We start from the raw sequence: 20,007 nt of genomic DNA, 5'->3' as shown, positions 1-20,007 counted from the left end.
GATAAAAAAATGAACCCAATATTAGAACACATGACTGGTCTTAATACGCTGACCGATGAAGTGATCGCAATGGATTTTTTGATGAACGCCAAGAGCGGCGTCAGAAACTACGCCATGGCTGTGACCGAATGTGCTACCCCCGAAATCAAACAAATTTTGATGAAACAGCTCGATGAAGCCATAGACTCTCATGAAAAGATATCAAATTACATGATGCAGCATGGCTTATACCACCCTTACCATATTGCAGAGCAAATTCAGCTCGATCTGAAAAACATTCAGACTGCTATGAACATTCCGTCCTGACGCCCTTTTTGATTTCAGCCAGAGACTTCAGAGTATAAAATGCTCCTGTGTCAAGAATTTCAACAATGAAAAAAGGCGGATACACTCCGCCCTTTTTTTGGCATCGTCACGAAACACGCTTATACTAGCGTTCCTTTACGTAAATCTACTTATTTTCCATTCTGAGACTGATTACCCTTTGCAGCTCCACGACCGAGACCTTTAATCAACTACCAGTAAGCTCAAGCCTCCAGCCTCCATGACATCTCCCAAAAATCAAGTTCAAAGCGACTGCACATCACGAAAATATCTTCCATCCGTTGGTACGTTACCTCGCTACAGCCTTCTAATAGCTTATCCGTTAACGCGACAAGGGATTGATTGTTGCTGTTGTATTCAGAGGAAGCATATCCTGTGATCCATTCTCCATAAAAGGGATGATCAGCTGCACCTGGCTTTTGGGAAAGAACTTGACCAATCTCTGCATAGCTCCATGAGCAGGCCAGAATGGATACAAGTACTTCTGCTATGCCGCCCGCATGGGAAACAGAGAGCATATAGTTAGTATACGCTGCATTCTTCAGTGCAGGTTTTACCTGAAAAACATGATCCTCTGTAATTCCTAATCGCTCCATATAAGAACGATGAATTTTCATTTCACCATTCAGGATGTTATCTACGTTTTTACTAAAAAACTGCATCAATTTGGGGTCGTGCGACTTGACAATACCTAGTGCAAATACACGGGCATAATCGTACAGGTACATGTAGTCTTGCAGCAAATAATAACGAAATTGTTCAACCTGTAAAGAACCATCTCCGATCCCTTTAACAAAAGGATGCTCAAGACATTCCTTCCACACAGGCTGTGCTGCCTGATATAGTCTCTCTGAAATAGTCAACATGTGTTCCTCCAATTCATAATGTACGTATTTAAAAACAAAAAAACGAAACATCCATAGGATGTTTCGCAGACAAATACACTAAAACAAGGGGGTTCGCATGAGCTACCCAAGTACAGCGTTTCATCGTTGCATCCCTACGTTGGCATGATCCAAATCAGGTAAGGTCGGTTTAACACCCTCTCAGCCGGTTAAGGCTCCCTTGCAAACGGTTGTATGTAGTTGATTACTTTCTTATCCGCATAAAAGAAAAAATAACATCCATTTAGTATATCAAGGGCTGTTAAATATAGTCAAGGCAGTTTGTATCCCACCTCATCAGCTTGAGAGACGTATTTAAACGACGGAAACCATCACAACAATGGTTGAGTTTTAGCTACTGTTATGATGGTTTCTATTCTTTGAACTACTGCCAATGATTTAATGCCCGAGTTTGTTCTTTCCGACAAAAGTGAGTATTCCGTACTGGGAAGTGTTTCTCCAGCTCTCATTGGTCGTATCATTCCATTTGGCTACGTTCTGTTTACCTCCGCCCTGATTGTCGTTAATTTGAAGATCGAAACCGAGAACATTTCCTGCTTTGGGCGTCAGTGAATGTAACTGGATTCGGGCTTCTACGAGATATCCTTTATTTGTTTTCTTCACAGCACTTACAAGGCGTCCGGGTGAGGCACCCCCTGCAAAGGTTCCTACATTGTCTGCACTGATTCTGAACTGGGCATCATCATATTGAAAATACGGTGTGCGCTGGTGATTCTCATCCAGGAAAATCTCAATCGAATCCTGATCCCATGGGTTGATGCTATCTGTGATGATGTTTGGATCAGTGACGTCAATCAGCAGATATAGATACTCCCCTGACCACATTGCGCGAGCCACTGCCTCTGCACCTTCGGTCTCATTCAACCTTTTTACTTCAAATGGAACAGCCTTATTCCATAGGGCGTCTTTCTTCCCATCAATCTGAACAATCCCTTGCACAGCTTGTGCAGATTTGGGCATAGGGGCAAGCTGAATCACGCCGTATTTGCTTGTATCTTGTTCCTGAGATTGTGTTCGATCATTCCAGTACAGTGGATTATAAGGTTGTGTCCCACTTGCACCGCCATCAGTCACACGGATATCCAAGCCAACTTCATATTCTGAATCGGCTTGGATACCATCCCATGGAATGGACAATTCAACCTGATATCCAGCTTTTGTCTCGCGTACACGATATGAACGCCGCTCCGCGCCCTCAGCTTTGCCTGACCGCTTGATGATTACATGTCGGTCATCTGCTTCATATGTGGAGGTCTTGCCATTATTGAGATCAACAAAGAGTTCTACTCTGTCATTCACATCTGACTTCGCATCCTGAACATCCACAAGGATATACAGGTTACTTTGATCCCATAAGGTTCTGAAACTGGCTGATCCCGAAGAGTCACCCTTCAGTGGAGTAGACACCGCTTTGTTCCAGAGCGGATCTTGTGACTGTTTTTTGATATCCGGTTTACCCGAAAGTGAGACGGCTCTCTGTGTCAACACAGGCAAGCTGGATTCATCCACGAGTCCCCAGTATGCTTTTTTGGCCTTCAGGGCTGAATCAAACAGCATCGCCTGGTTGTTGTAAGACTTCTCATCTTGGAGTCCCCATAAGGTAACTGAAGAAATGTGATCTTTGTGTTTTTTGTACAAATCCAACAGTTCCTTATATCGATACGCCTGTTTTACCGCAACTTCATCCGACATCTCTTCACCAAATGGAATTCCGCTATCCACATCCAGTTCCGTGATCTGAATATCCAATCCAAGTTCGACGAACATGTTGATCGTTTTTTCAATTTCCTCGATGGGCGGGGATTCCAGGTTATAGTGGGATTGCAAACCCACACCATCGATGAGTCCCTTCTCTTTCAGTCGTTTGACCAACTGAAACATATGCTCTCTTTTCTCAGGGATTTCCGTGAAGTATTCGTTGTAGTATAATTTGGCATCCGGATCGGCTGCACGAGCGAATTCATAGGTTTTTTCAATGTAATCCGGACCGATTAGTTCATAAAAGGAACTTTTACGTAAACCGTTGGCATCACCATTGCTATCCGCAATCGCCTCGTTTACCACATCCCAGGCATAGATCTTACCTTTGTATCGGGTCATGACGGTTTCGACATAATCCTGAATCCGGGCAAGCAGTAATTCTCGACTCGCAGGGTTACCCTGAGGATCCTTGAACATCCACTCTGCAGCATCAATATGCCACAACAACGCATGTGCGCGTACGCCCATACCATGCTCCTCAGCGAACTGAACATATTGATCGGCTGCCTCGAACTCATAAACACCTTCGGAAGGAGACATGTACTTCGGTTTCATCTCATAGGTTGCGGTCAAGCTGTTAAAATGCTTTGTGAGCAGTTGTCCGTATGCGCCTTCCAACTGCCAGCGATACACCGCTGCACCAATGGGGAAATCATCTTGATACAGGTCCTCCAGAGACAGAATCCCTGCTTCAATCTCCAGTTGCTCGGCCAGAGTAAATGATACATCATCCACATAGAACGATAACGTATCTACGCTATCTTCAGAGATGTAGGGTGTTTCGATGAACAAATTCAATTCAGTGGGATCATCGCTATACTGAAATTTTCCGGTGATCTTGTGCCATGTGTTCCATTCTGTTTTGGCAATCTTCACGCTACCGATCGGGTTCCAGCTTTCGGCCGTTGTTTTTTTATATGTGGTGAGCTGTAGTGTTTGATCCGTGGTGGGCTCCTGGGTAAGTCTTACATATGCCGTAATTTCATACTCTTGGTTACGCTCAAGCAGATCCTTCATGGATAACATCGGTCCATGGTAGGAACGATCACGGTTGGAAACTAGCATACTAGACTGGCCTTCGTGTGCTTCCTGCTGTGTCACTGTCAGATTTTCACTACCGACACGTGGAGTCCATCCTTGAAGTGTACCGTCTTCAAAGTTTGTGCTTAAATGACTTCCCTCCACTTCCGTAACTGCCTTGGCTGCATGTGAGACATTCGAAAATGGAAGCATGGCGAGTACCAGCACAAGAACCAAGGCTGTTATATTCCATTGACCTAACCGTTTCATACAATTCCTCCTCATGATTTGGTCTAAGTATTTCTGAACGGATTAACATCCAGATAAATAGATTATAGTTCTTTCGATAGCGCTTACATATAACAAATTCCCAATAATTATAATAAAAAGTTATCATTTGGTAATCTCATGTGAGCTTAGGAAGCTGGAGTTCGTTCGCGTGGAATATCAAAAAAGCCGCTACATATTTGCAAAAATAAAAGACCGTTTCCCGATAAAATACGAGAAAACGGTCATAGTTAAAAAGTATCTTTTTTCCTGTCTGCTAACAGGCATATAAACTTTGTTTTATAATCGTCCCTCGTCACCCTGTTCCTCCTGCACAATTCGTGCAATGTGAATCATCAAATATAATAATTCCTCGTTTGATATGGAGATGTCCAGCATATTCTGCACGTAGGTTTTGATCATCTCCGCGCATTTGTATTCAAGCGGATGCTCCTTCACCATGTGTTGAAATATAAAATCTTTCGCCGAATTGCCCAGACGCCCTTCTTGTAAACGCTGGATGAAGAATTGCAGATGTGTGACGAGTCTCACATAATGGATAGAATTTTTGTTCAATTGCATATCAAAGGTGTATTGAATCAGGTTAAAAATATCTTTTAACATCTTAACGGATTGCATCGTGCGCTCCATATTCTGTTCATGCGTTTGGGCATTCACGAAATGAAAAGCGATATTCCCTGCTTCTTCTTCCGGCAGTTCAATACCCAATTCTAGATTCAGCATCTGAACGGCTTCAAGGCCCAGTTCGAATTCGACAGGATGAAACCTCTGTATCTCCCATAACATGCGATTCTGTAATGCTACACCTTTTTTCCATCGTTCAATGGCAAACGACAAGTGATCCATAAGCGTAAAGAAGATTTGGTCGTCAAGAGACAGCTTTTCTTTTGCATTGGTAATCAGTTTGTTTATGACATTCACATGTTTTTCTGGCATGCTTTCGATGGTTCGTACGTAAGCCTGGGCAGACGGATTATTTTGCAGAATGAATCGTTTCTGGATATGCTCCTCATCGAGTCGCTCGCCGACTCTGCCTTTGAATGCCAACCCTTTTCCCATGACAATCATCTCTTGTCCCTGTTCATCTTTGGTCAGAAGCAAGCTGTTATTTAATATTTTGATTACTCTCATGAATTCATCACGATCCTTTATTCTTTCGTGACCGCCTGATCCGAATTTCCGATACATCTGCCATTCTGTTTAATGACCTCTTGATACCACGAGAAGCTTTTCTTCTTCAAACGCTTCAAGTCTTTCAGATCCTGTTCACCGCGGTTTACATAGATCATTCCATAACGTTTCCCATACCCCTGATGTGTGCTTACCACGTCAATAACGGACCAAGGGCAATAACCAATCACATCTACTCCATCCGTTAGAGCCAGTCTGATCTGTTCCAGATGTTTCTCGATAAAATCAATCCGGTACGTATCGTTAATCGTGTAATCTGCCTCCAGTACATCTGGGGCTCCTATACCATTTTCCGTAATTAAAATCGGGAGACCATATCGTTCACATACCTTACGCAATGTCAGCCTTAGGCCAACCGGGTCAATGACCCAGCCATATTTCGTTTTTTCCGTATAAGGATTCTCCGCGGCCCGGTATACTCCCTGCTCGCCAAGCATAATTTGCTGATCACCCGCACGAGCTGTAACATCCGACGCATCGCCCATACTGGCGGCAATGGTTGCCGTCGAGTAGTAGTTGATTGCTACCAGATCGGGGCGGCCAGACTGGATATCTTCCATGTCACCCTGCTCAATAACCGGCTCGATGCCGCGTTCCTGTAAATAACTCCAGAATAATGGATTATACCGTCCCCACACCGATAAGTCGAGAAAACCCCATCCGCGAATCGTCTCCCAGTTATGTGCAGCGATTGCATCGGCTGGTCTGGAGGTTGCCTGGTACATGGATGTCATGTTTAATGCAGGACCAATCTTGCCTTGCGGGAGCATATCATGAAATAGTCGCATCGTTCTGCCTTGAGCTACAAACATGTGATGATTTTGCTGATACAGTTCCTTACTGGAAGGCAGACGTCCGTCTTTTGGTGTACCAATGGCACCTGGATGGAGAATCATCGTATTTTGCTCATTAATGGTCAACCAATATTTCACTTTATGCCCGTAATGCTCAAACAAGATACGCCCATACTCGACAAAGGCATCGATCGTCCCCCGGTTGTTCCATCCTCCGGTTTTCTCAAGCTCGTAGGGTAAGTCGAAATGGTACATGGTCACAACGGGTTCAATACCATGGAGCAGCAATTCGTCAATTAATTGGTGATAAAAATCGAGTCCCTTCTCATTAACAGCCCCTGTGCCTGAAGGCAAGATTCGAGTCCATGCAATTGAAAAACGATATGCTTTGAGGCCCAGCTCTGCAAAAAGCTTCACGTCATCTCTGAATCGGTGATAGTGATCGCTCGCAACTGTGAAATCGGCGGTTCCAGCCGGATGATCACACATATCGATGACGGACAGGCCTTTGCCATCTTCGTTCCAAGCTCCCTCCACTTGATAGGCCGAGGTAGAGCCTCCCCACAGAAATTCATTGGGGAATGGTTTGATGTGTTGATATAACATCTCAAACACTCCTTCATTTTAAATGTTGATCAAGATATGTGACGGACCATATTACGGTTGTTACGAAAGTTGGATAATCGTCGCTCCAACCTCCACAGGGCTCTGCTTCTCCAGCTTAATGTCCGGGAAACGATCCGAATTGGCGATAATGATCGGGGTTATGACTTCATACCCTTCCGCCTTTATGGCATCGATATCAAAGTGGATCAACAAGTCACCCTGTTTTACGCGATCCCCTACTTTAATGGAAGAGTCGAAATGTCGCCCCTTCAGGTTGACGGTATCCACTCCAATATGAATGAGCACCTCTTCTCCATCATAACCATTTAATTTGACCGCATGTTTGGAGTCCATGAAAGCCGTAACTTCACCTGCGATTGGTGCATACAGTTCTCCTTTTGAAGGAATGATTGCAGCGCCCTTACCCAGCAATCCCAAAGAGAAGACATCGTCTGGTACACGGTCAAGGTGGACTAATTCTCCTTGCATCGGGCTGGCGATTGTAAGTGGGCGTAATTCATTTTGGCTCGGCCCATTTGCATTTGTTGTTGTAGAAGACTTAGTGTCTGTGCTGTTGTCTTGAACAGGCTGCCCGGAAATTGTCTTGTCATCGTTAACGTTGGTATTTCCTTCTTCTTCATCGTCTACTGGATCTTCAAAACCAATGATCCATGTCAGAGCAAAGGTAACGACAAAAGCGATCAGACAAGTCACAATGGCATGAACGATGTTCATCGGATTGCTGCCAATGAAGGCAGGTAACGCGGCAAGCCCTGGTGACACGAAGGCATAACGTACTAATCCGGTCAGACCTGCGTATATCCCTGCTACACCACCACCGATCATTGCGGCTATTAAGGGTTTCTTCAGTTTCAGTGTTACACCGTACAAGGATGGTTCCGTGATGCCCAGTACGGCGGTGAAACCGGATGAAGCAGCGAGCTGTTTCAGTTTTTTGTTTTTTGTTTTTAATGCTACAGCAAGCGTGGCTCCACCTTGAGCAATATTGGACGCGAGCATTCCCGGACCGTTGATCATTTCATATCCATTTTTGGTCAGTTGGCTAGTTGCAATCGGCGTCATCGCCCAAGCAGTGCCTGTCACGATCAGGAAGGGTTGCAAAGTTCCCATTAATAAAGGAATCAGCCAACTGGCTCTGGCATTAATTGCTTCTGCACCCATCGCAACCAGATCATTGAGGTATGTTCCGAAAGGCCCGATTGCCACTAATGCAAGTGGTGCTGTAATCAACAGCACAATCATCGGTTTCGTGAAAAATTTGATCATGGAAGGCGATACCCGATCGGCAAAACGTTCAATGTAAGACATGAGCCAAACAACAATAATAATCGGCAAGACGGAGCCTGCATAGTCAGTTAATCGAACCGGAACACCGATGAAAAACACGTCTTTTCCTTCCGCCATCAGTGCGCTCCATCCTGGGTGTAACAATACGCCAGCAACCGTCATCGCCAGAATGGGACTTGTTTCAAACTTAATGGAAGCTCCATAAGCCAACAGAATAGGCATGAAATAAAAAGCCGCGTCCGCAATGGTATTAAGGATATAGTAGTTTTGGCTTTCCGTCGTTACAAGGCCTGTCAGCACAAGCACGGCTAATATCGCTTTGATCATACCCGCGCCAATGATTGCCGGAATGACCGGAGTAAATGTCGTTGAGATTACGCTGATGAATCTGGAGATCCAGCTCTGTTTTTGTTTTGGTCCGTTATTTTTGCCAGAAGCCGATTTGGAGTCCGCACTTCGGGTTGCAGAACCCATCTGTTGAGTGATAACACGATAGACCTGTTGCACCTCATTGCCCACGACAACCTGGTATTGCCCGCCATTATTCACAACGGTAATGACACCTGGAAGTGCTTTAAGCTTTTCTGTCTCTGCTTTGGAGATGTCGTGCAGTTCGAACCGCAGTCGGGTTGCGCAGTGCGTAAGCCGGGCGATGTTGTCTTTTTTTCCAACCAACTCCGTAATCTCTTGTCCCAATTTGCGATAATCCATACGTTTGCCTCATTTCTGAATTTGGATATAAAAAAAGACCAAAACGATATGCTTCCCCTACTCACATAAGGAAAATGCAAAATCATTTTGGTCATGCCTGCTTTACCAGTAACAGCCAAACACTGCTAATATTCAATTCGTTATCGATGTAAACGTTTACTGGATCATAATATCACACAATAAATTAGTTAGCAATCACTTTATTCGACATTTTTCTGCATTTTGATATGAAAATTTTTCTCCATCTGCGACCCTAAGAATAGCTCTAAATAATAGATATTTAGTAAAACATTTCATTTAATTGCTAAATAAGTATGATTTATGTTAAGTTTGATTTAAATAATGATAGGTTGACTATCATTATTTTGTGATTTCCAATCTACATTAAAGGATGGCGAGGAGACATGCGGACTGATAACAGATCGATCGTTATTCATCAGGTATCTAATTTAGAGACACCTGAAGAACTTTGGAATCCATATGCTTACTATGAGGACATGCTGGAGAATCATCCCATTTATTTTGACGAAGAGCAGCAGGTATGGAATCTGTATCGTTATGATTATGTCAATTCCGTTTTAACAGACTGGAAACGTTTCTCCAGTGTACGTAAACGGAGTGTATCCCCGGTTCCACCGGTAGTTACCCGAGTGGACATCAATTCTGTCGATCCCCCTGTTCAACGTGATATTAGAAAGTTAGTCTCTAGCGCCTTCACCCCACGTCAGTTAAAAACCTGGGAGCCTCAAATCGCGGCTATCGTTGATGAGTTAATGCTTGAGATGAAGGCAAAAGATGATGTGGACATCGTTCGAGACCTTGGGGTCCCACTTCCTGTTACTGTCATTGCCGATCTGCTTGGGGTGGAGAGGCAACACCGGGCACAGATCAAAGCCTGGTCTGACATGTTATTTTTCCCCAATGCTGCAGGTAATGAGCAGGAGCAGATGAATGCGAAGTATGCGGCTATGCAGGAATTTAACGAATTTTTGCTCCCCATTGTTCAGCAGAAGAGAAAGCATCCTGCCGAGGACATTATTTCCGATCTCACACTTGCCGAGCTGGATGGGGATCAACTGACCGATGAAGAGGTTGTTACCTTTAGCTTGGGCCTGCTTGCTGCTGGGAACGAAACTACGACCAATATGATAAACAGCCTGTTCTACAGTTTTATGTATGATCAACCCGGAATCTATCAGGATATTGCCGCAGATCCAGAGCTGATTGAGAATACCGTGGAAGAATCGTTAAGGTATCGTTTTCCAACGACACTTGATCGTGTGGTAGTAGAGGATACAGACATCCTGGGCGTGCCTATGAAAAAAGGAGACGTTGTGTTAACCTGGCTGGGTGCAGCCAACAATGACCCTAGACATTTTCCCGAACCTTCCCGCTTTGATATCTACCGTCCCAACAGCAATCGTCATCTAGCCTTCGGCAAAGGACCTCACTTTTGTCTGGGCGCTCCATTGGCCAGGCTAGAGGGCCAACTGGTGCTGAGAGGGTTCACGAATCACTTTTCCAATATTACTGCAAAAATCAAATTTGAAGCGGCAAGACAGCTCTACCCGGGTACACAGACTCTTCAAAACCTGCCGGCCATTTTAACACCCAAGCTTTTTTGAACTAATTGTATCAACATAAAAGCGCCCTTACACACAAGCGATTGGCTGTGTGTAAGGGCACCTTTATGTTATTATGCCTTTCTTCTATCTTCAAGCTCTCTAATAATGGTTGGATATTCCTTGTCCAGCTTGTTTTTATAAAGGAATACTGCAAGAAGTATGAATACAACAATCGGGACGTATATATTCAACGCAATGATGGCCTGCTTGGCTCCTTCTCCTTGGGTTGTGGCTTGTTCAACATATCCTCCCAGTGCGAGGAACCATCCAATCATAGCTGTGCCAATGGCTGTTCCTACTTTTGAACCGAAACCGATGACACTGTTCGTCAAACCAACGAGTCTTTTGTTAAATTTCCATTCACCGTATTCAATCGTGTCTGTGACCAGTGCTCCACCTACTGCCATGAGTGGAATCGTACCAAGCGTTTGGAAGATTGAACAGATCAGACCAAATGTAATGCTCTCTGGAGCGACTAACCGAACAGCTGCTCCGAGGAATCCGATAACAATACCGCCAAGGGCCGTGGTACGCTTGCCGTAACGTTTGATAAACGGTCCGGATAAGGCAAATCCGATAATCACGGGAATCAAGCCAATAGCGCCCATGATGCCGATCAGGCTGACATTACCCCAAATGTACTTGGCATAATAACTTCCTGCTGCTACACCCAGAGCAAACAAAATGTTGGCGAGAGCCATTACGAAGAACATGTACACCCAGTATTTATTGGCAAAAAGCAATTTCAGTCCTTCACGAATCGGCGTTTTATCCTGAAACATGCCGAGTTCGTCCAGTTGAACATTATTGTACTTTTCTTTATTGGACAGGAATGCAATGAAGATCCCGATTGCTGCAACACCAGCAAAAATTGCTGCGAGCAACGTCCAGTCACTTCTGCTATTCCCCATGGTTGTAACGACTGGAACAAATGCAACGGCAACAACCATACCTGCCAGATACCCGCTGCTTGAACGGATGATACCCATTAAGGAACGCTCGTAACTGTTACGCGTTGTTAACGCCATCAAGCTGGTATATGGAATCGAGGTTGGAGTGAACACCAAAATGTAGAACACAAGATTTGTAATAATCGCATATATTATTTTGCCTGTTGAACTTATATCCGGCACGGAAAACATTAAGAATAATGAGATGAACATTGGAATGGTCATCCATAACAACCAGGGACGGGCTTGCCCATATTTGGTTTTGGTTCGATCCACCAGTACACCCATACCGATGTCTGCAAACGCATCCAAAACTTTGGTCAGCAGCATTACTGTACCGACTACCGCGGCAGATACACCAACGACATCCGTGTAATAATACGTGATCAAACCCAACAATCCACTTGAAATGTTTAACCCGAACTGTCCCATTGAATCACCAATTAACTTTTTCGTTGGTATTTCCCGGGGTGGCTGAGTCGGCGTATTATCTACTTTAATATGCTGCTCATTCACTGCAACTCCCATAACACTCGCCTCCGTTACTCTTCATGTTGAATTTCTCTTCCTCTTCTATACTTTCATTTTATGTCCTGGCACATATAACAGATATAGCGCATTGTTAAGATCAAATAACGCAATCCAAACAGAAAGTATTGCTGCTGTTTGAACGACAAAAAAACTGATTCAGGTATGCTGAATCAGTTTTTTTGTCTTTATATTTTATGCGCGATTCTTATGAATAAAATGAAACGAAATAGATCAGGATTCTGCTTTAAAATCGCTAGAAACATGATCGAAAGACTTGCTGTTCATCCTTAAAGTGTCAATCCACCGTCTGCTACAATGATGGAGCCTGTCATATAACTGGAGCCGTCCGATGCCAAGAATGCAACGAGTTCAGCAAGCTCCTCCGGCTCTGCAAAACGCCCAATTCTCATATTCGGGAATTCTTCAGGCATGTAGTCGCTCTCTTGCAACATTTGTGGAACAGCTGCGGTCAGCGTAGTGGCTACACCCCCAGGGCAGATGGCATTCACACGAATGCCTTTTCTGACGTACTCAATCGCTGCGGCTTTTGTCAATCCAGCAACACCGTGTTTACTCGCTGTATAAGCGGCCAGACTGTGCTCAGCTCGCAGTGCTGTTGTTGATGCGGTATTTATCACATGGCCGTAGCCTTGTTGAACCATCACGTTGAGCGCATGTTTCATCCCTAGGAAAATCCCTTTTAGGTTAACGTCGATGATTCGTGAGAAATCGTTTAGAGACGTCTCATGGAAAGGCTGGAACTTCTGAATGATTCCTGCATTGTTGAACGCGACATCGATTTTGCCAAATGTTTCAACTGCTTTTTGAATATAGTTCTCTACATCCTCTTCCTTGGATACATCGGCTTGAACAAAAATCGCCTCGCCATCTTGCTCTTTCACAAGCTCAAGTGTCTCTTCCCCTGTAGTCACGTTGTAATCCACCAGAACCAGCTTGGCTCCTCTCGATGCCATCAACACTGCACTTGCTCGGCCAATACCGCTGCCAGCGCCTGTGATGGTAATCACTTTGCCTGCCAGCGAATCGGATTTGAGGTTCATAGCTTTGCTCGTTTTAGGAGCCTCTGCGGATTCGAAGGTTACGTTAGCAAGATCCGCTTTCAGTGCGGACAAAATGTCTTCTGGCAGATCGACCTGTGGAATGTCTGCGAGCTGGTCCAGCGTAAAATGGGAAGCCATTTTGAATGATGGCTCGTTAATGAATTCAGGCAGATGTTTGGTAAGCAATGCTGTGGCTTCATCATTATTCAATAGTTCCGAAATTTTAATGTTTTCATTGTAAGTTGTCATGGTTGTTTCCTCCGAATTTTTATTTTGATAGTTATACTATTATATAGATATAAATACTATCATTCCGTGTCGATTTTTGCAATTCGTCGTTTTAATAGATTTGGAACGAATCCGAAAATGGTTAAAGGGTTAAGCTGCTTCTGCTCTTCCTCAGTCAACAGGTCCCCGCCATAACTCAAAATCGTACGAAGTGGCACTCCCATCGCATCAGGATGTGGAGTTTCCCCGAGTTCAGGGATAGCGGCAAGAATCTACTAGTATTGCTGGGCGCTGTTTAATAATTGGAATCTCGGGTGAAGAATCCAGCAAGTAGGCGGTCAATGTGACGTTTGTATTGCTCAGGGTAACTGATTGTATTTTCATTTAAAATCTGTCTCCTTAACTCAGTGAAATGGCAAAGCTAAAAGGATACTTCTATTGTAGATTTCAAGTGAGACGATCGACTATAACGCGATACAAAGATACCGTAGCGTAATTCAAGCCCATTGCCAGTTGAAAACAAAGAAAAAACCGCGAAATCGCGGTTAAGTATGATGATCCTGTTTTATAACGAAGGATATTGTAATGGGTTAAAAGGAAACCGGAAAATCGTGCAGTCCGCGAATAATCATGCCTGGACGCCATTCCAGGGAATCAAGCTGTGTCTTTAATTGAATATCCGGCATTTTACGAAGCAACTCATTAATGGCGATCTCTCCTTCAAGTCTGGCGAGCGGGGCTCCAAGACAAAAATGAACACCTTTACCAAAGGCAATGTGATTATTGACCTTCCGTGTGATATCAAACGCATCCGGGTCAGCGAACTGATTCTCATCCCGGTTGGCTGAGGAAAAGGAAACAAAGAGCATGTCGCCCTTACGGATGTGCTTGCCCCCGAAATCTACATCCTCAGTAGCCCAGCGAATATTACTCACCTCAGCTGGCCCGTTATATCGCAAGATCTCTTCAATGGCAGGTCCAATCATGTCTGGCTTCTCCAGCAGCAAGCGCTTCTGCTCCGGATTTTCGAGCAAGGCCAGTATACCGTTGCCAATCAGATTTACAGTGGTTTCATGCCCTGCAATGATGAGGACAAAAACAAGGGCATACAACTCCTGTTCGGACAATACGTCTCCTTCCTCTTCTACATTGATGAGGTCGCTAATCAGGTCCTCCTGAAGAGACTGTCTCCGTTCTGCAATAAGCTTCTGCAAATATTCGACAAAGGCACGCATGACTTGATCACTCTGTTCACTCATTTCGGGGTTATTGAAGCCTTCCATAATTGTATTGGACCATTCACGGAACTGCTCTTGATCCTCGTGAGGAACCCCTAACATCTCACAGATTACAATGATTGGCAGAGGAAAGGCGTAGTCCTCGATCAGATTCATTTCTCTTTTACCTGTGGCGAGTACACCATCAAGCAAATCTTCACTAATTTCATGGATGCGACCTCGGAGACGTTCAATCATACGTGGTGTAAAGGCCTTCTGGATCAACCTTCTCAACCGACGATGGTCCTCTGGCGTCACACTAAGCAAGTTGCGAGAGATAATCTCCTGATGTGGTGGAGCTGAGCCGTCAGCTTCTCCCATGTACGGAGAGTTGGTTACAAAGCGTTTGTTGTCCTGCAAAATGGCAGAGGCGTCATCGTAGCCAGACACTAACCAGGCAAAGTGGCCGCTCGGCAGAAGAAAACGGTGAACCGGATCTTCTGTACGCAACTGTTCATATACCGGGAACGGATTTTGAATAAACGTTCTATCCATAAAATCAACTTTGGACTGGGGATCGTTTTTGCTCTCGTTTGTAAACATCATAACGCCTCCTAAATGATAGAATGGGTATCAACACAATATTAATTCTATCATTTCACCATTTGGCTTTCAAATTTTGATAAAATACTCATTTTTTGCTAATCAAAGATGCACACAAGATCAACTTGTGTGCATCGGTATGAGATGATTTGCATTTAAAGAACGCTATCCTGTTTTGTATCAATGAACAATGATTTTTCTAAACGAGTTGAATGGTCTCCAGCTTGAGATCGAGCTGGTCGAGTTCTTCCTCTGGGGTACTGAACGAAGGATAGCTGGATAGCTCACGCAGGCTTGCTTCCCCCATTGGGCCAATTGTCCCCGGGTCCAACGAAGCCAGCACCGGTGAAAGCTCGTGCAGCATACTCCGGCTATGCTCGTTACGAAGCAGTACATTCAGAGGTGTACGGGTGCTTAACGTTTGTTTGTATGGCACGGACGGTACATAGCTGAAATCATACGTGCCACTCACCACTTCGACGATCACTTCATCTTCACCCTGAACAACAGTCAGACCTGCATCTGAAAGTGTAATTCCGTTTATCATCACCTGATCGACTATGGCACGTGGCAGCTTGATCGTTGCTGTTGCATTAAACGGAACAGAGAAGCTTAAATACAGCTTGCCAGCTTCGTCAAACTTCCATTCACTGCGATAAGTTCCTGCTGTGGTGTCGATGCGCGCTTTGGTCCACTGGATTCTGAAATCAGGCATCGGTGCCAGCTTTGCATGGCGGAAGCCAGGCCGATCCTCTACTGGATTGATCCCCGCCATATGACGATACATCCATTCAACAACGGCACCGTAGGCATAGTGATTGAGCGAGTTCATACCATTTTCACTGATTGTACCATCTGGCAAAATGGAGTTCCAACGCTCCCAGATTGTTGTTGCTCCCATATTGACCGCATACAGCCAGCTTGGGTAATCATCATTGAGCAGAAGTGTATAGGCGATATCATTGCTGCCATGCGCTGACAGCACTCGGTTTAAATAAGGCGTACCTACAAAGCCGGTTCTCAGATGATTTTGATCTTTTCGTACACGCAAGCGAATAGCTTCTGTAGTCCGTGCCTTATGTTGCTCAGGAACGAGATCCATATACAACGCTACAGCGTATGCGGTCTGTGTATCTACTGCCAGACGTCCATTCGCAGTAAAGTATTCCTTCAGAATTGCAGCTCTAACCTCTTCCGCCAACTGCTCATAGGATGCGGCAAGATCATGATGTCCAAGTACTTTGGCAGCCTTGGCTACGATATCTGAAGAATAGGCATAGTAGGCTGAGGCAATAAAGTAATTATCTGTTCCCCCCATCGGAGAGTTCGGATCATCCCCATCTAGCGCGAGCCAGTCACCAAAGTGAAAACCTACCGTCCACAAACGTGTACCACCGGATTCGTCATCTGAATGCTTGATATAATCTACCCATGCCTTCATGCTGTCAAACTGCTGCTCCAGAATGGACTGGTCCCCGGAATGCAGGTACGTATTCCAAGGAATAATGGTTGCCGCATCTCCCCATGCGCTGGACCCTCCGCCCTGCACACGTCCAACCGGAATGACCATCGGAACCATACCGTTCCGATCCTCCTGTTCCATCCACAGATCATATCCATACTTGTTAAAAAAGGCATACGTGTCCATATTATAATTTGCTGTACCGGAGAATACCTGTGCATCCCCTGTCCAGCCCATGCGCTCATCGCGCTGTGGACAATCGGTAGGGGTATCTAGGAAATTTCCCTTTTGCCCCCATAGTGCATTTTCGAACAAACGATTCACGCCAGCATGACTAGTTTCCAGATATCCCGTGCGCTCCATATCCGAGTAAACCACACAGCCTGTGAAGTCATTCAGATCCAGTTCACCTACCCAGCCTTCAACCTTAACATATCGGAACCCGTAAAATGTGAAATACGGACGCACAATAGCTTCTTCACCGTTTGCTGTATAGATGTACTCCGCCTTAGCCGAGCGAAGGTTCTCCCGGTAGAAATTGCCTTTCTGCAACACTTCGCCATATTGCAAATGGATGACCGTTCCACTTGGTGCCGTAGTACGGAATTGTAGCCAGCCTACCATATTTTGGCCCATATCAATAACCGTTTCGCCAGCAGGCGTGGTTAAAATTTCGATCGGCTTTAAGGTTTCCTTGATCACGACCGGAAGACTTTTTCTTGCTTGCAGGCGCTCGTAGCCCAGATCACTTTCCCGAACGGGGAAAGTCTCGTTCGCTTCCAGCGTGGCATCATAGATTTCTCCGTCATAGATGTTTCCGTCCAAGACATTCGAGCGGATGGCATGCCAGGACAGATCTGACGGAACAACGTCTTCTGTTCCATCCGCATACGTAATCACTAGCTCGGACAGCAATGCAAAATGATCACCATACAAATTGGCAGTGGTATCTCCTTCAAAACCAAACCGTCCCTTATACCAACCATTCCCTAAACGAACATCTATTGCGTTGGCCCCTTCTTGCAGCAGGTCGGTAATATCGTAGGTTTGATACTGAAGCCACTTGTGATAGGCATTATAATGAGGGGCCAAGTACTCATCCCCAGCCTTTACTCCGTTTAGTTCCAATTCGTATACTCCCAAACCACAGATGTACGCCCGTGCTTTGGCTATGGGACCTTTGACTTCGAACGTTTTTTGGAGGACTGGATGAATCGTCGGTTCCAGCTCAGGTGTAATCCATTTTGCTGTCCATGGCTCATCCTGCTTCGCTGTTTCAAACCAAGCCGCTTCACTGGTCGCCTTTTCTCCAAGCTCGTTCCATACTCGAACTCTCCAGAAGTAACGCGTCCGTGCAGCCAATTCCAGATCCGGCGAATAAGCGAGTGAATCCATATCCTCTGTTATTCCGCTATCAAATACAAGCTCTGTAAAGGATTCATTTAGTGAAATTTCTACCTGTGCGGCGATCTGCGTTGTTGCTGTCGTATCCGTAACGGTATAAGAAAAGGTTGGCTTGATTACCGCAAAACCGAGCGGATTAGTGATGTGATTTGTTTTCATATGAGTAATGTTCATCGATGAAACCTCCCCCTGTCGATTACCTTTCGGAACGTTGTGACATCCTGTTTTAGGGCTGAGTCTGCGCCGATTGGTACCATTCATTCACTTCTTCCGTGATCTTTTTTCCACCTGAATTCAGCCATTTTTTCACGAATTCATCAAAAATGGCGAGTGGCTCCTCTCCATAAATAATGGAGTTAAAGGTGTCGAGTTCCATTTTTTGCAAATAAGTGTTTCGAGTTTGCATTGTTTTTGTCGGGGGCCCCTGAAACAGATTGACTCGATCAATCTGCTGCTGCCTGGTCTCTACAACGTTTGCGTTCATAGTGGCATACTGCTTCTCATCCTTAGGGTCAATTCCCATACTGTACAAAATGGCGCGATCATACGAGCTGAGCTCTTCTCCCTTGCCCATTCTCAGAAGTGCTGCTCTGAATCGGGAAGGGTAACTCGCATATTGTCCCATGAGGGTATATTTAAACGTTAACACTTTCCCCCCGGGAATAACGCGGCTGTCACTATCCACTGAACCATCCGGGTTCAGCACATAATCATATCCATTCTGATACGCACTCAGATACAACGGATTATCCGTCACCGTGGCCTTATACAGATAGTTCTGATACTTGAAAAAAGCTTGCAAGGCTTCTTCAGAAATGTCAGCGCTAATCATTATGGCCCCGCTGTAAGAGTTTCCTTTGAATCTCGCTGTGGTTCCGTCCATTCCTGCAGGAATCGGATAAGGTACAAACTCAGCCTTCGGATCCTTTTCATTAAGTTGTTGCAGCGGATAATCTCCAAACCAGCGTGGACCAGCCACCATGCCAACTTTGCCATCAATGATATTTTTATTGACCTGATTGAAGTCTTGCAGAGCTATGTTATTGCCCACATATCCTTTTTTCTTCCAGTCTTGCAGTTTTGCCAGCGCGCTTTTGATCTGAGGCTGAATACTTCCGTATACGAGCTTGTCTTGTGCATTCTTGCTCCATATACTTGGAATCGCTCCATACGCACCAAACACCCAGGATATGTCTCCTGTGGGCGAGGCCAGATACTGGTCCTTGATTGCAAAATCAATACCGTAGGTATCCTGTATGCCATTACCGTCTGGATCATCATAGGTAAAGGCTTTCATTACCGTTTCCAGTTCGTCGAGATTGCTTGGTGCCTTCAGGTTCAGATGATCTAGCCAATCCTTGCGAATCCAGAGTACGGACTGCGAGGCTTGCTCCGTAATGATCGGAATCGACATCCGTTTCCCGTCAATCTCAAAGGGCTTCCATACCTCTGGCACTTCAGCCATAGCCGCTTTCCAGGTGGATGAGGCATATCGATCAAAGGCTTGTCCAGCGTCCAACAGTTTGCCTGAGATCATGAATCCATTGACCGTGTCCATGACATTGGATGAGAAAACATCAGGTAACGTATTGTCGGCAGAGAGCATTAATCGAAGCTTCATATCGTAGTCATCGACAGGAGCACTCCATTTGGTCCGAATATCCACGCCAAGCGTTTCTCTGGCCCAACGGATATGAACATTATCCGCGGCGGTTTCGCCATTTTTGTAGTTCGTGGTTGGATCATTCATTTTGACCGTTGTTACGACCACACCTGTTTTTACAGGCTTAGGCTCCTGTGCTTTACCACTGCAAGCGGCGGTAAACAGAATCAAACAAGCAACAGAAAGAGACAGGTATATTTTGCTACAGCTCATGCGAAATGCGCTCCTTCATCTAATTCATCTTCATCATATCGTGCCAGTTATATAGTCGAAATAACGCTTTTCCAACATTAGATAATTCATTCTTAACCTTCATCTATATTACATTCCAAATCACTTGTATTTCATCCAATGC

The 20,007-nt window shown here is 45.0% G+C and carries 12 protein-coding genes and 1 riboswitch; of the genes, 2 read left to right on the top strand and 10 right to left on the bottom strand.

The genetic code is table 11. The features are described 5' to 3' along the window. Nucleotides 1-9 precede the first annotated feature (9 nt). The gene (locus NZ043_RS25455) at nt 10-306 is read left to right on the top strand and encodes a spore coat protein (RefSeq protein ID WP_339309576.1); all 297 of its coding nucleotides are present in this window, start codon (nt 10-12) and stop codon (nt 304-306) included. 221 nt (nt 307-527) lie between these two features. Here the strand turns inward: NZ043_RS25455 and tenA are convergent, their stop codons facing one another. From tenA to NZ043_RS25430, 5 genes are all read right to left on the bottom strand, one after another. Next, nucleotides 528-1,190 (bottom strand): thiaminase II, encoded by a 663-nt coding sequence (gene tenA / locus NZ043_RS25450; protein WP_339309575.1) that lies wholly within the window; start codon nt 1,188-1,190, stop codon nt 528-530. A gap of 113 nt (nt 1,191-1,303) precedes the next feature. Further along, a riboswitch (TPP riboswitch) is annotated at nt 1,304-1,401 on the bottom strand. 206 nt (nt 1,402-1,607) lie between these two features. Then, nucleotides 1,608-4,280, bottom strand: a complete 2,673-nt coding sequence (locus NZ043_RS25445) for an endo-1,4-beta-xylanase (protein WP_339309574.1) — start codon at nt 4,278-4,280, stop codon at nt 1,608-1,610. 297 nt (nt 4,281-4,577) lie between these two features. After that, nucleotides 4,578-5,429, bottom strand: a complete 852-nt coding sequence (locus tag NZ043_RS25440; RefSeq protein ID WP_339309573.1) for a PRD domain-containing protein — start codon at nt 5,427-5,429, stop codon at nt 4,578-4,580. 17 nt (nt 5,430-5,446) lie between these two features. Further along, nucleotides 5,447-6,889 carry a glycoside hydrolase family 1 protein gene (locus NZ043_RS25435; protein ID WP_091030014.1) on the bottom strand — a complete coding sequence of 481 codons (1,443 nt, stop codon included), beginning with the start codon at nt 6,887-6,889 and terminating at the stop codon, nt 5,447-5,449. Nucleotides 6,890-6,949: 60 nt separating this feature from the next. Further along, the gene (locus NZ043_RS25430) at nt 6,950-8,908 is read right to left on the bottom strand and encodes a beta-glucoside-specific PTS transporter subunit IIABC (RefSeq protein WP_339309572.1); all 1,959 of its coding nucleotides are present in this window, start codon (nt 8,906-8,908) and stop codon (nt 6,950-6,952) included. Between the two features lie 404 nt (nt 8,909-9,312). Between NZ043_RS25430 and NZ043_RS25425 the strand changes: the two genes are divergently transcribed. Next, on the top strand, nt 9,313-10,533 hold the full coding sequence (locus NZ043_RS25425; protein WP_339309571.1) for a cytochrome P450: 1,221 nt from the start codon (nt 9,313-9,315) through the stop codon (nt 10,531-10,533). Nucleotides 10,534-10,604: 71 nt separating this feature from the next. Here the strand turns inward: NZ043_RS25425 and NZ043_RS25420 are convergent, their stop codons facing one another. From NZ043_RS25420 to NZ043_RS25400, 5 genes are all read right to left on the bottom strand, one after another. Further along, complete coding sequence (locus tag NZ043_RS25420; RefSeq protein ID WP_339309570.1) at nt 10,605-12,011, bottom strand: glycoside-pentoside-hexuronide (GPH):cation symporter; 1,407 nt, start codon at nt 12,009-12,011, stop codon at nt 10,605-10,607. Nucleotides 12,012-12,301: 290 nt separating this feature from the next. Beyond that, nucleotides 12,302-13,075 carry a glucose 1-dehydrogenase gene (locus tag NZ043_RS25415; protein WP_339312867.1) on the bottom strand — a complete coding sequence of 258 codons (774 nt, stop codon included), beginning with the start codon at nt 13,073-13,075 and terminating at the stop codon, nt 12,302-12,304. 818 nt (nt 13,076-13,893) lie between these two features. Beyond that, a complete protein-coding gene (locus NZ043_RS25410; RefSeq protein WP_339309569.1) occupies nt 13,894-15,126 on the bottom strand; it encodes a cytochrome P450 in 1,233 nt (410 codons plus the stop codon). 196 nt (nt 15,127-15,322) lie between these two features. Continuing rightward, on the bottom strand, nt 15,323-18,163 hold the full coding sequence (locus NZ043_RS25405) for a family 78 glycoside hydrolase catalytic domain (protein WP_339309568.1): 2,841 nt from the start codon (nt 18,161-18,163) through the stop codon (nt 15,323-15,325). A 52-nt stretch (nt 18,164-18,215) separates the two neighbouring features. Next, the gene (locus NZ043_RS25400) at nt 18,216-19,865 is read right to left on the bottom strand and encodes a sugar ABC transporter (protein ID WP_339309567.1); all 1,650 of its coding nucleotides are present in this window, start codon (nt 19,863-19,865) and stop codon (nt 18,216-18,218) included. Nucleotides 19,866-20,007: the final 142 nt, after the last annotated feature.

The organism is Paenibacillus sp. FSL k6-2145, assembly GCF_037976585.1.
GTDB lineage: Bacteria > Bacillota > Bacilli > Paenibacillales > Paenibacillaceae > Paenibacillus.
This window is presented reverse-complemented; position numbering and strand designations above follow the sequence as displayed.

Excerpts from the sequence above, each read along its gene's own strand:
- NZ043_RS25420 (WP_339309570.1), bottom strand. The coding sequence starts at position 12,011 with ATGGGAGTTGCAGTGAATGAGCAGCATATTAAAGTAGATAATACGCCG.
- NZ043_RS25435 (WP_091030014.1), bottom strand. The coding sequence starts at position 6,889 with ATGTTATATCAACACATCAAACCATTCCCCAATGAATTTCTGTGGGGA.
- NZ043_RS25440 (WP_339309573.1), bottom strand. The coding sequence starts at position 5,429 with ATGAGAGTAATCAAAATATTAAATAACAGCTTGCTTCTGACCAAAGAT.
- NZ043_RS25445 (WP_339309574.1), bottom strand. The coding sequence starts at position 4,280 with ATGAAACGGTTAGGTCAATGGAATATAACAGCCTTGGTTCTTGTGCTG.
- tenA (WP_339309575.1), bottom strand. The coding sequence starts at position 1,190 with ATGTTGACTATTTCAGAGAGACTATATCAGGCAGCACAGCCTGTGTGG.
- NZ043_RS25400 (WP_339309567.1), bottom strand. The coding sequence starts at position 19,865 with ATGAGCTGTAGCAAAATATACCTGTCTCTTTCTGTTGCTTGTTTGATT.
- NZ043_RS25425 (WP_339309571.1), top strand. The coding sequence starts at position 9,313 with ATGCGGACTGATAACAGATCGATCGTTATTCATCAGGTATCTAATTTA.
- NZ043_RS25455 (WP_339309576.1), top strand. The coding sequence starts at position 10 with ATGAACCCAATATTAGAACACATGACTGGTCTTAATACGCTGACCGAT.
- NZ043_RS25410 (WP_339309569.1), bottom strand. The coding sequence starts at position 15,126 with ATGATGTTTACAAACGAGAGCAAAAACGATCCCCAGTCCAAAGTTGAT.
- NZ043_RS25405 (WP_339309568.1), bottom strand. The coding sequence starts at position 18,163 with ATGAACATTACTCATATGAAAACAAATCACATCACTAATCCGCTCGGT.
- NZ043_RS25415 (WP_339312867.1), bottom strand. The coding sequence starts at position 13,075 with ATGAACCTCAAATCCGATTCGCTGGCAGGCAAAGTGATTACCATCACA.
- NZ043_RS25430 (WP_339309572.1), bottom strand. The coding sequence starts at position 8,908 with ATGGATTATCGCAAATTGGGACAAGAGATTACGGAGTTGGTTGGAAAA.